This is a genomic window from Bifidobacterium intestinale (assembly GCF_023656765.1).
GTDB classification, from domain to species: Bacteria; Actinomycetota; Actinomycetes; order Actinomycetales; family Bifidobacteriaceae; genus Bifidobacterium; species Bifidobacterium hominis.
Window position 1 is genome coordinate 34510 of sequence record NZ_JAMOKR010000003.1, and the last position, 13466, is coordinate 47975.

The 13466-nt window shown below is 58.8% G+C and carries 6 protein-coding genes; 3 read left to right on the forward strand and 3 right to left on the reverse strand.

Annotated features, from left to right (window positions below; translation table 11 throughout):
• Nucleotides 1–83: 83 nt before the first annotated feature.
• The 3 genes from NBH13_RS04850 to NBH13_RS04860 all read left to right on the forward strand — a co-directional run bounded on the left by NBH13_RS04850 (nt 84) and on the right by NBH13_RS04860 (nt 4752).
• Nucleotides 84–1304, forward strand: a complete 1221-nt coding sequence (locus NBH13_RS04850; protein WP_502801759.1) for a DUF58 domain-containing protein — start codon at nt 84–86, stop codon at nt 1302–1304.
• On the forward strand, nt 1301–3916 hold the full coding sequence (locus NBH13_RS04855) for a transglutaminase TgpA family protein (RefSeq protein ID WP_250779153.1): 2616 nt from the start codon (nt 1301–1303) through the stop codon (nt 3914–3916). Before NBH13_RS04850 ends, NBH13_RS04855 begins: the two co-directional genes overlap by 4 nt.
• A gap of 101 nt (nt 3917–4017) precedes the next feature.
• Nucleotides 4018–4752 carry a variant leucine-rich repeat-containing protein gene (locus NBH13_RS04860; RefSeq protein ID WP_250779270.1) on the forward strand — a complete coding sequence of 245 codons (735 nt, stop codon included), beginning with the start codon at nt 4018–4020 and terminating at the stop codon, nt 4750–4752.
• A 190-nt stretch (nt 4753–4942) separates the two neighbouring features.
• Here NBH13_RS04860 and NBH13_RS04865 read toward each other — a convergent pair whose 3' ends face one another.
• The 3 genes from NBH13_RS04865 to rpoB all read right to left on the reverse strand — a co-directional run bounded on the left by NBH13_RS04865 (nt 4943) and on the right by rpoB (nt 13372).
• Entirely contained in the window at nt 4943–5497 is a 555-nt protein-coding gene (locus NBH13_RS04865) for an FHA domain-containing protein (RefSeq protein WP_250779154.1), read from the reverse strand.
• 209 nt (nt 5498–5706) lie between these two features.
• A complete protein-coding gene (locus tag NBH13_RS04870; protein WP_250779155.1) occupies nt 5707–9720 on the reverse strand; it encodes a DNA-directed RNA polymerase subunit beta' in 4014 nt (1337 codons plus the stop codon).
• A gap of 91 nt (nt 9721–9811) precedes the next feature.
• Entirely contained in the window at nt 9812–13372 is a 3561-nt protein-coding gene (gene rpoB / locus NBH13_RS04875; protein WP_039199145.1) for a DNA-directed RNA polymerase subunit beta, read from the reverse strand.
• Nucleotides 13373–13466 lie beyond the last annotated feature (94 nt).

Consider the following 13466-nt stretch of genomic DNA (forward strand, 5'->3'; position numbering starts at 1 on the left):
CGTATACCCGACACAGCTGCACGCGCAGCACGACAGAAGCGCACAACCGCACGAAACGTTCACAAACCCCCGAAAGGTCAAGTATGCGACAATCCACAACCATGCAACGCAGGAGAACCATGCAACGATCCCTGCGACGCATCAAGCATCGCATCAAACGACTGGTCACCTCATATGTGTCACCACTCGGATGGGCAGTGGCCGGACTCACCATCGCCTCGCTCATAGCGTTCACGATCCTCGGATGGCATGAACTGCTGGCCATGGCGATCATATTCGTCTGCATGATGGTCGCCGCCATCATGCTGTCGCTCGGCAACACGTCGTTCACTGCCACCATAGACGTGTCCAGAAGGCGAGTCACCGTGTCAGACACCGTGAAAGTCGACGTGTGCGTCGACAATCCGGGACACACGCCAACCACATCCGCACGAGGCGACCTGTCCATCGGCGACAATCACGAACGATTCTCCATCCCCATGCTCACCGCTGGCCAATCACACCAAACAACCGTGGAATTCACCGCCGTCTCCCGCGCGGTGTTGCCGGTCGGACCGCTTTCCATACGCAAAGGCGACCCATTCGGACTCGTACGGCACGAAAAGAAACTCGCCGACCAAATCAACGTGTTCATCCACCCGCAAACCGTCATGCTGAACACACTCAACGCCGGAATTCCGCGAGACTTCGAAGGTCAGCCCAGCGGCGAAATCGTCGACGACGACCTCGACTTCTACGGACTGCGCGAATACGAGCCGGGCGACGACGTGCGCAACGTGCACTGGCTCAGCTCCGCAAAAACGGGAGCGCTGATGATCCGCCAATACGAAGCAACCCGACGTACCAACACCGCATTGACCATCAGCGTGAACCCAGACGACTACCTCAGCTCCGACGAATTCGAACTGGCGGTATCCGTCCACGCATCCATCGGCGTGCAATGCCTGCTCCAAAACCGCCCGGTAACCTCCCATGCGGGAAACGAACACGCCACGCCATGCAACTCCACGGAATTCCTCGACGGATGCAGCGCCATTACCCCCGACATCAACGACAATCCGAACCTCGCACAAACCACCCTCACCCACACCCCCGACTCATCGTTCTACTACATCACCGTCGGCAGGCTCAAAAGCATCGACGAGATCAAACACATAGCGCTCGCGCTCCCCCGATCAGCAACCTGCGTGGTACTGCAAACCGCCATCGGGCAACCACGCGCCATCAAACAATACGCCGACTTCACCCTGGCGACCGTAGGAAACCTAGACGATCTTCCAATGATCATGAGGGTACTGGCATGAGCACCGCAGGATTCAGCAAACACAGCATCAACGCCAATACCGGCGAAACCCGCGCCGACCACACCACCGGATTCGGCAACACCTTCACCGAATCATCCACCGGCACCTTCACGGAAACAGGCACCGGAACAGGCTCATGGGCCGACTCCACACACTCCGCCATCTGGATGTCACGAGACGGCAAATCGCAAGTCCTTCCCTACTTACACCGACCACGCGCCTCGCAATACGCAAGCTTGCTCGTAGCAGCCCTGCTCACCCTCGCCGCAGCCAGCAACCTCATCGACGTCTACGGATCAGCCGCATCCTGGGCCCTCGCCGCCATTCCAGCCACCATCATCGGATCACTCGTGGCGCTCGCAGGCACGGTTCCCGCGCTCCGCCTCTGGTGGCAGATACTGTTCACGGCCGTCGCGCAACTGGTTGTCGGCCCGGTTCTGTTCCTCAACGACACCACCATCACACACTTCATCCCAACCCTGCGTACGCTTACGCAAGGATGGATGCAGACGCTCGGCTCCTTCAAATTCATCCTGTCGGTCGAACCTCCAACCGGCACCACGGACGGCTGTCTGCTTGCAGTATGGACCATCTGCCTGTGGTTCGCGCTGCTCACCGGCATTTTCGCAGTGACGGAAGATGGCAGATTCACCATGATCGCCATTGTTCCCGTCATCGCCAATCTTGCGATCTGCGCATTGCTTGGCTCATCTTCCGGCTATTACCGCATATTCGTCGGCAGCGCAATGGCGCTTGTGCTCGTGATTTGGATCAGTGCACGTTGGAAATTACTGGAATTGGGACGTTGGATCAGTTCCGTGGTAATCGTGGTTGTTTCCATCGCATTGGCGATCGGAGGATGCCTTGCCATCGGCCAGGACCGCACCATTCTGCGCGACCATTACGATCCGCCGCTCAGCCCGTACGATTACACAAGCCCGTTGAGCGGCATGCGTTCGTACATCAAAAACAGCAAGGACGATGTGCTCCTCACCGTTCAAAACCTGCCCGCAGGTTCGAGCGTGCGGCTAGCGGTCATGGACCGTTTCGATGGCAACGTATGGAACCTGTCCGATTCCACCATGTCGTCGGACTCCTCCAATTACCATCGCGTCGGCACCTCCATCACCAACAACGCCGAAGGCAAGAAATTCACCGCAACATTCACCGTGAACAAAGGCCTGAGCGACTACTGGCTGCCCATGGCCGGAGCCGCATCGAGCGTGACCTTCGACAACAGCGAAAACGCCGACTCGTTCTATTACAACAGCGACACCATGTCGGCCATCTATCCCTCACGCACCTCCGAAGGCCTCACCTACACGGAAACCGGCATCATGCCAGCAGTTCCCACCGACAAGCAAATCGCCAAAGCCAACGCAGCCTCCATCAGCCAGCCTAAAGCCGAAGACATGCCCGACTGTGTGGACAAACTCGCCACAGCCATAGCCGGCGGCCAATCCAAAGGCGGCGAAGCAGCCCAGGCCATCGCCGAAAAACTCAAGGAATCAGGCTGGTTCTCGCACGGCTTGAGCGGCGATTACCCGTCTACCGCCGGCCACGGCAACTACCGTATCGACCAGCTGCTCGCCGGAACGGCCATGGTCGGAGACAGCGAACAATACGCCTCCGCAATGGCACTCATGGCACGCAGCCTGGGACTTCCAAGCCGAGTGGTGCTTGGATTCCTACCAAAAGACGATGAAGGCGACATCAGCGAAAACCGCACCGAAAAACAAGGGAAAAACACCGTCATCGAATTCACCGGCAACGACGTGACCGCATGGGTGGAAATCAAACTGGACGGCTACGGCTGGGTGGCGTTCTACCCGACGCCAAAGGAAACCAAAGTCCCCGACGAAAACCAGAACCTCACCCCACCGAACCCGCAGAATCTGGTGCGCCAGCCCCCAGTACCCCTCACCGACCCGCTGCGCGACGATAACCAAGCCAAAGGCAGGTCCTCAATCGGCGGAAGCATGGCTGACGAAACGTCAACCAACCTCTTCTGGCAGCATTTCGGCAGAATCGCAAGAAAAGTAGCCATCTACGGAAGTCCACTGTGGACGCTGCTCATCGTATGCGGCCTCCTGCTCGCCATCAAAGCGATCGCATTGGCACGGTCAAGAAAACACGGCAGCGCGCAACAGCGAGTGGCAGCAGGATGGCAATCCGTGGCGGCGCTCGCCCGGCAAAGCGGACTTGACATTCAAGGCACGCGCAGCGAACAGGCGGTCTCCATCGCAAGCCAGATGGATATTTCCAGTGAAACGTTGCTTGCCTTGGGCACACAAGCCGATTACGCAACCTTCTCCGGTAATACCGTCAACGAGGAGCATGTGCAGCAGTATTGGCGCGATATTGAGCAGGAACGCCAGTACATGCTCAAGTCATTGCCGACATTGCGCAGATGGCGTGCCAAGCTTTCGCTTGCCGACGTTTTCCATTTTCGAGGCAAACGCGGCGCGAGCGACGATTCAGCGAATAACGCAGCCGATACGGCAACAAATACTACGGTTGACATCGATTGGCACGTCAGCAAAATCGGAGATCATGAGGATATCGTCGATTTGCAGGAAGGCACATTGCAGACGTTGCGAACCGTTCAATAACGCGCATGTTCCCGCAATGGCAAGCGTCGATGATTAGATTGCCGCTTTGTTCTCAGCGCATTCAATACAATATTTACAGATCACGAGATAAGGAGACCATGATGGTCGATTTCGATACCGCGGCCGCAGCTGTGCAGGATCCGAACGCAGATCCCGTGCTCTTGGCGAAAATCGCTTACGAAAATCCAGAATTCGGCGCGAATGTGGTTGCCAATCCGCGTGCGTACCCTGGTCTGAAACGTTGGGTCGCCCAATTCGGCGATGAACGCGCACGCCAGCAGCTGGTCGCATTGGGGTGGCCGGTTCCGCAGGAAGGCGTTATGCAGAGGAATGCCGAAACCGTTCCGGAACAGGCACAGCAATCCCAAACGCAAGCGCAGTATCAGCAGCCGCGGCAATCGTCGGACGTGCAGCATCAGATGCAATACCAGACGCCGGCAACCGTCCAACACCAGCCTGAATCGTTCATGGAAGCGTCGGCATCGAATATGGCGAACGACGTTTCGACGGAATACGTCGAACCGTACACCAATCCAGCGGATTTGTCGGAAGTGGCCGATTATTCTTCGGCCCAGCCGCAATATGACGCACAGCCGTACGCGGACAACGCCCAGCACGCCATGCAGCCGCAGGAACCGGCCGCGTCGAATAGCGGTTTTACCGCGGAATTGGCCATGACCACGCAAGACAAGATGCTGATGGCCCAGATCGCGAGCGAGGCTCCGGAGCTGCACCCCTTCCTCGCACGCAATCCGAATATCTACCCGGATCTGCTTGACTGGCTTGCCAATCTCAATGATTCCGCCGTCAACGCGGCCATCCGCCTACGCCAGTAGCAAATAGCCGGTCAGCAAGTGCCAGTTGGCAGGTAGCGAATCGCAATAGTCAGGAAGGGCTGTATGCGCATCCTCACGCGTACAGCCCTTCTTCTACTCTCGACATCGTTCATTGTCGCGCCGTCATTTCAGGCATCCCAAACCTTGCGGTTTGACGGCATACTTGGCGATACGCAACAGAACGTCTCAATCAACGCTGCTCGAGCGTAAAGAACTGGTCTCCGATACGAACCGTGCAAGGTGCTTCAAACTTTATCGGCTCGTGCTCAACCTTGGTCTCCTCATTGCCTTGAATAATGTACGTGCCATTAAGCGATCCGTAATCCTCAATCCACAACGTACCATCCTGATCGAAGCTGATCGCCGCATGATTGCGTGAAATCGTGCGCGTCGGATCCTCCAATTTCACGGATTTGGCACCTTCCGGCACTTCAACGGACGGCTTGCGTCCCAAGAGCACGCCCATGTCGATAATCACTTCCTGACCGGTCTGCTCATTGTAAAGCGTGTATTCCAGCTCCGGCTGCTTCATGGTGAAGGCCGAAGACAGCACCGTGCCATCCCAATCGATCTCATCATCGTTGGCCGGTTCGTCGTTGATTGGTTCCAGCAACATGGAAACCTGCTCCATCGGCTGAGATTGCACCGTTCCCGGCATTGCAGAATCGACGAAGGAAGGCATTACGGTGGCGTCATCGTCGTACCAGCCTGGTTCAGGCGGCGGCGGATATGGAAGAAAGCTCATACCCTCATTGTAATTTGACGTTTGATTTGCGATATTAAATTCGCTCTGCAATACAGGCAGTTTTGTAATATGCCGACCGTTGGCATAATGATCGCAACAATCGTTTTTTTTCGTATTAAAAATGGGGATCAGCTGCTTGAAGCCAATCCCCATTTTTATGTCTATCGGATGATTTCAGACGTTATGTCGTTCCATCATCGCCTTTCGGATCACAGGGTGTCGCCCAAATCCATCTGACCACCATTGTCGTCCAGGAAGTCATCCGGATTGAAGTCGTCGCCAAGCTTCAGATCGCCGAAATCGATGTTGGAGAAGTCGACTTCGGACAGATCCGCATCGCCGAAGGCAGCATCGGACTCGTCGCCACCCAAACCGAAGTTCGGGTAGATGGTGTCGCGAATGGCCTTGTCGGGCTCGACCACGGCGTTACGGTAACGGGCAAGACCGGTACCGGCCGGAATGAGCTTACCGATGATGACGTTCTCCTTGAGACCCTTCAGGTCGTCGACCTTCTGGCTCAGGGCGGCTTCGGTGAGCACGCGGGTGGTCTCCTGGAAGGAAGCCGCGGACAGCCAGGAATCGGTTGCCAGCGAAGCCTTGGTGATGCCCATCAGCTCCGGACGACCGGCGGCAGGCTTGCCACCTTCCTTCACGGCCTTCATATTGGCGGCCTTGAAGCGGGCCTGATCCACCAGTTCACCCGGAAGCAGGTCGGTATCGCCGGAATCGATCACCGTGATACGACGCAGCATCTGGTGCACGATGACCTCGATGTGCTTGTCGTGAATATCCACGCCCTGGGAGCGGTACACGGTGTGCACTTCCTCCACAATGTTCACCTGGGCGGCACGAGGGCCGAGGATGCGCAGGATCTTCTTAGGATCGACGGAGCCTTCGATCAGCTGGGTGCCAGCTTCGACATGCTCGCCGTCCTTGACCAGCATCGGGGCGCGACGGGTCACCGGGTAGACGATCGGTTCGACGGATTCGTCATCCGGCTTCAGCATGACCTGACGGCCACGCTCGGTGTCTTCCACCTTGACCACGCCTGCGAACTCCGCGATCGGAGCCTCGCCCTTCGGGGTACGAGCTTCGAAAAGCTCGGTAACACGAGGGAGACCCTGGGTGATATCGGATGCGGAAGCGACGCCGCCGGAGTGGAAGGAACGCAGTGTCAGCTGGGTACCAGGCTCGCCGATGGACTGTGCCGCCACGATGCCAACGGCCTCGCCGACGTCCACCAGCTTGTTGGTGGCCAGAGACCAGCCATAGCACTTGGCGCACACACCGCGCTTGGAATCGCAGGTGAGCACGGAACGGGCCTTGACTTCTTCCACATCGTGGGCGACGAGATCGTTGAGCACGTCCATGGACAGTGCGTCGCCGGCCTTGTACAGCACGGTTTCGCCGTCGGCTGGATCGATCACGTCAGCTGCGAGCAGACGGGAGTACGGACCACCGTCGGCAGCCTTGACGAGATGCAGGTTGCCTTCAGCGTCACGCTCGCCGACCTTCATCGTCAGGCCGCGCTTGGTGCCGCAATCCTCTTCGCGCACGATCACGTCCTGGGAGACGTCCACCAGACGACGGGTCAGGTAACCAGATTCTGCGGTACGCAGTGCGGTATCGGCCAGACCCTTACGCGCGCCGTGCTGGGAGATGAAGTATTCCAGCACGGACAGGCCGTCGCGGTAGTTGGACTTCACAGGTCGAGGAATGATCTCGCCCTTCGGGTTGGCCACGAGGCCTCGCATACCTGCGATCTGGTTGATCTGCATCATGTTTCCTCGTGCACCGGACTGCACGATGATAGCCAGATTGTTCTTGGAGTCGAAGTGTTTCTCGACAGCCTCGGAAACCTCACTGGTGCACTTGGTCCACAGGTCGATGAGTTCCTGGCGGCGCTCCTCTTCGGTAAGCATACCGATTTCGTAGTTCTCGTTGACCTTGTCGGCTTCGGCTTCGTACTTCTCGATGAACTCGTCGCGCTCGGACGGCTGGATAACGTCGGAGAACGCGAAGGACACACCGGACCACGGTGCGCGGGTGAAGCCCATATCCTTCAGAGCGTCCAGCGTTGCAGCCACCTGTGCAGTGGAGTAACGGGTTGCGATGTCGTCGACGATCTTGCTCAGACGCTTCTTCGGAGCCTGATCGTTCACGAACGGGTAGTCGACCGGCAGCGTGCTGTTGAACAGGATGCGGCCGTAGGAGGTTGCGAAAAGCACGGAACCATCGTGGAAGCGCTCTTCCTTCACCACCGCCGGGCTGCCCGGTTCAGGCTCGATGACTTCGATTTCGCTCGGTTCCCAACCCTTCGGAAGCACGAAGTCTTTCGGAAGGCGGATAAGCACCTTGGCCTGCATGTCGATCTCGTGCTTGTCGAGCGCCATTTCGGCCTCTTCGAGCGAGGAGAACACACGGCCCTGACCCTTGGCTCCGTCGATGACGGTGGTCAGGTAGTACAGACCGAGGATCATGTCCTGGCTCGGCATGGTCACGGTGTGGCCGTCTGCCGGCTTCAGAATGTTGTCGGAAGCCATCATCAGGGAGCGGGCTTCGGCCTGGGCTTCGGCGGACAGCGGCAGGTGGACTGCCATCTGGTCGCCATCGAAGTCGGCATTGAATGCGGCACAGGCAAGCGGCGGCAGGTGGATGGCCTTGCCTTCCACCAGGATCGGCTCGAATGCCTGAATGCCCAGACGGTGCAGCGTAGGTGCACGGTTCAGAAGCACCGGATGTTCGGCGATGACCTCTTCGAGCACACCCCACACTTCGGAATCGCCACGGTCCACAAGACGCTTGGCGCTCTTCATGTTCTGCGCGTAGTTGAGGTCCACAAGACGCTTGATGACGAACGGCTTGAACAGCTCGAGGGCCATCGGCTTCGGCAGACCGCACTGGTGCATGCGCAGGGACGGACCGACCACGATCACGGAACGGCCGGAGTAGTCCACACGCTTACCAAGCAGGTTCTGACGGAAACGACCCTGCTTGCCCTTGAGCATGTCACTCAGGGACTTCAGCGGGCGGTTCGAAGCGCCGGTGACCGGGCGTCCACGACGACCGTTGTCGAACAGGGAGTCGACGGCTTCCTGAAGCATGCGCTTTTCGTTGTTGAGCATGATTTCAGGAGCGCCGAGCTCGATCAGTCGCTTCAGACGGTTGTTACGGTTGATCACACGACGATAGAGGTCGTTGAGATCGGAAGTGGCGAAACGGCCACCGTCGAGCTGCACCATCGGACGCAGATCCGGCGGAATGACCGGGATCACGTCGAGCACCATGGCTTCCGGCTTGTTGCCGGTGGTCAGGAAGGCGTTGACGACCTTCAGACGCTTCAGGGCGCGGGCCTTGCGCTGGCCGGTGCCGGTGTCGATTTCCTCACGCAGCTGCTTGGAAGCGGCCTCAAGATCGAAGTCCTGCAAGCGCTTCTTGATGGCTTCGGCGCCCATGCAGCCTTCGAAGTAGTCGCCGTAGCGGTCTTCCATTTCGCGCCACAGGTCGACGTCGCCTTCCATGTCGCCCGGCTTCAGGTTCTTGAAGCGGTCGAACACGGCGCTCAGACGCTGAATCTGCTCGTCGAAACGGATGCGGATCGCGGCCATTTCACGCTCGGCGCTGTTGCGCAGCTTGGCGCGTGCGGAGCCCTTGGCTTCACCTTCGGCCTCAAGTTCGGCCAGATCGGATTCAACTTTCTTGGCACGCTCTTCGATTTCCGCGTTGCGACGCTTCTCCAGATTGGCGATGTCGTTGTCGAACTCGTCCTGCAGACCCGGAAGATCCTCGTGACGCTGTTCCTCATCGACGCTGGTAACCATGTAGGCGGCGAAGTAGATGACCTTTTCCAGATCCTTCGGAGCGATGTCCAGCAGGTAGCCCAAACGGGACGGAACACCCTTGAAGAACCAGATGTGGGTCACCGGAGCGGCAAGCTCGATATGGCCCATGCGCTCACGGCGCACACGGCTCTTGGTGACTTCCACACCGCAGCGTTCGCAGACGATGCCCTTGAAGCGCACGCGCTTGTACTTACCGCAGGCGCACTCCCAGTCACGGGTAGGTCCGAAGATCTGTTCGCCGAACAGACCGTCTTTCTCCGGCTTCAGGGTACGGTAGTTAATGGTTTCAGGCTTCTTGACCTCGCCGTGGCTCCAATTACGGATGTCTTCGGCAGTGGCCAGGCCGATCCTCAGTTTGTCAAATGCGTTGACGTCCAGCACTCTATTGTCCTGTCTATCGATTCTTAATGCTTAATCACGTTTCGTCAGGCTGGTCGCGCCACGTTTTCATACGACGCGACCAGCCATGGGATCACTGGAATTCAGGCTCTTCCGCAACCTGGTCAGCCTTGGCGACCGCGTCGGGGCGCGCGCCGATGTTGAAGCCAAGATCGTCGGAGGAAGCAGACGGATCGTCGTCCTCGTCCTTCATGTCGATGGCCACACCTTCCGCGTTGAGCACTTCGACGTTCAGGGACAGGGACTGCATTTCCTTGAGCAGCACCTTGAAGGATTCCGGAATGCCTGCCGGCGGCAGGTTGTCGCCCTTCACAATGGCGCCGTAGACACGCACGCGGCCGTCGACGTCATCGGACTTGGTGGTCATCATCTCGTGCAGCGTGTAGGCGGCACCGTAGGCCTCGAGGGCCCACACTTCCATTTCGCCGAAGCGCTGGCCACCGAACTGGGCCTTGCCACCCAACGGCTGCTGGGTGATCATGGAGTACGGGCCGGTGGAACGTGCGTGGATCTTGTCGTCGACCAGGTGGTGCAGCTTCAGCATGTACATGTAGCCAACGGAAATCGGCTTCGGGTACGGTTCGCCGGTACGACCGTCGAACAGCACGGCCTTGCCGTCGTCTCCGACCAGCTTGTTGCCGTCACGATCCGGCAAGGTGCAGGAAAGCAGTCCCTTAATGGTTTCCGGACGAACGCCGTCGAACACCGGGGTTGCCACCGGGGTGCCCGGCTCGCCCTTTTCGGCGCCCTGCGGAATGTTCTTCTTCCAAGCGGCTTCGATATCCGGGTCGAGGGAGATGTCCCAGCCGGCATGTGCGATCCAGCCCAAGTGCAGTTCCAGCACCTGGCCGAGGTTCATTCGAGAAGGCACGCCCAGCGGGTTCAGCATGATGTCGACCGGAGTACCATCCGCGAGGAACGGCATATCCTCTTCCGGCAGAATGCGGGAGATAACACCCTTGTTGCCATGTCGGCCGGAGAGCTTGTCGCCCTGGGTGATCTTACGATGCTGCGCAATGTAGACGCGAATCATCTGATTCACGCCGTTCGGCAGCTCGTCGCCGTCTTCTTCGGCGTCTTCGCGGGTGATCTCCTTGACGTCGATCACCGTACCGGTCTCGCCGTGAGGCACACGCAGCGAGGTGTCACGAACTTCGCGGCTCTTCTCACCGAAGATGGCGCGCAGCAGACGCTCTTCCGGAGTCAGCTCGGTTTCGCCCTTCGGGGTGACCTTACCCACCAGAATGTCGCCGGCTTCGACTTCGGCGCCGATGCGGATAATGCCACGCTCGTCGAGGTTGGCCACCGCGTCTTCACCGACGTTCGGCAGATCACGGGTGATCTCCTCGGCACCCAGCTTGGTTTCGCGGGCGTCGATCTCGTATTCCTCGATGTGGATGGAGCTCAGGGTGTCGTCCTGCACGAGACGCTGGGAGATGATCACAGCATCCTCGTAGTTATAGCCGTTCCACGGCATGAAGGCGATGAGCAGGTTCTTGCCCAGAGCCATTTCACCCTTCTGGGTTGCCGGGCCGTCGGCCAGCACGGTGCCGGCTTCCACACGTTCGCCGTCGTGGATCAGCGGCACCTGGTTGTAACAGGTGGTCTGGTTGGAACGGCGGAACTTGGCCAGCTTGTAGGAGCTGGTGGTGCCATCGTCGTTCATTACACGGATGATATCGGCGGAAACATAGGTCACCACGCCCGGCTTCTCAGCCAGAATCACATCACCGGAATCAACGGCTGCACGCCATTCGGCACCGGTGCCCACCAGTGGGCGCTCGGATTCGATCAGCGGCACGGCCTGGCGCTGCATGTTGGTACCCATCAGTGCTCGGTGGCCCTCATCGTGTTCCAGGAACGGAATCAGGGATGCGCCGACGGAAACCATCTGGCGCGGGGAAACGTCCATGTAGTCAACGGAGCTGACCGGCACATCGACCGCTTCTTCCTCGCCGACTCGGGCAAGGGCCTGCTTCTTGACGAAGTTGCCGTTCTCGTCGAGCTCCTGGTTGGCCTGTGCGATGACGTGCTCGGCATCGCGGTCTGCGGTCATGTATTCGACCTCGTCGGTCACATGGCCGTTGACGACCTTACGGTACGGGGTCTCGATGAAGCCGAACGGGTTGATGCGGCCGAAGGTTGCCAGAGAGCCGATAAGACCGATGTTCGGGCCTTCAGGAGACTCGATCGGGCACATACGACCGAAGTGGGACGGGTGCACGTCTCGCACTTCCATGGATGCACGGTCGCGGGACAGACCGCCAGGACCCAGAGCGGACAGACGACGCTTGTTGGTCACACCTGCCAGCGGGTTGTTCTGATCCATGAACTGCGACAGCTGGGAGGTTCCGAAGAACTCCTTGATGGTGGCGTTCACAGGGCGGATGTTGATCAGGGACTGCGGGGTGATGGCCTCCGGATCCTGAGTGGTCATACGCTCGCGGACCACGCGCTCCATACGGCTCAGACCAGTGCGCAGCTGGTTCTGGATCAGCTCGCCGACCTGACGGATACGACGGTTGCCGAAGTGGTCGATATCGTCGACGTCCACGCGCAGATCCACATCCTGACCATCACGCTTGCCCGGGAACTTGGTGTCGCCGGCATGCAGAGTGACCAGATACTTGATGGTGGAGATGATGTCTTCGCGAGACAGGCTACGATCGTTGATATCCTTCTCCAAGCCAAGCTTGCGGTTGATCTTGTAACGGCCGACGCGGGCCAGATCGTAACGCTTGGTGTTGAAGTAGAAGGAATCCAGCAGATTGCGGCCAGCTTCCGGCGTCGGGGTGTCGGCCGGGCGGATCTTGCGGTACAGATCGGTCAGAGCCTCGTCCTGGGTCTGCACGGTCTCTTTGGCGAGCGCGTCCATGACCAGCGGGTAATCCTTGAAGGCGTCGGCGATCTCGTCCTTGGTCATGCCGATGGCCATGAGGAACACGATGGCGGACTGCTTGCGCTTACGATCCACACGCACGCCGAGCACATCACGCTTGTCGATCTCGAACTCGAGCCATGCGCCACGGCTCGGAATGATCTTCGCGCCGAAGACTTCCTTGTCGGAAGTACGATCCTGGCTACGGTCGAAGTACACGCCCGGGGAACGCACCAGCTGAGACACGATCACTCGCTCGGTACCGCCGATGATGAAGGTGCCGTGCGGGGTCTGCAGCGGGAAATCGCCCATGAACACGGTCTGGGATTTGATTTCGCCGGTGTCGCCGTTCTCGAACTCAGCGTTCACGTACAGCGGAGCGGAGTAGGTGTAATCCTTCTCCTTGCACTCCTGCACGGTGTGGCGCGGTTCCTCGAAATATGGATCGGAGAAGGTCAGGCTCATGGTCTGAGCGAAGTTCTCGATCGGGGAGATCTCCTGAAAGACCTCGTCAAGACCAGAGGTGTGGGACACGGTGTTGGTGCCGTTCTCCAAATCCTCCTCGACACGCTTCTGCCAGCGCTCGTTGCCGATGAGCCAGTCAAAGCTGTCAGTCTGTACACCCAACAGGTAGGGTACATCAATGGGCTCGCGGATGGAGCCGAAATTCACACGGTCCGACGCCTTGTGCAGATCAATATCGTGCTGGTCGGCGCGTGCGATGATGGTGGTGGTGTTCGTCGTAGCCTCAGCCAATGGACGTTCCTTATCGCTCGCTAAATCGTTTCGATATGTTTCCCTGGAAGCGCTCCCATTGGCCACCATATGCCTAGTACGCGGGCGCTTCTTC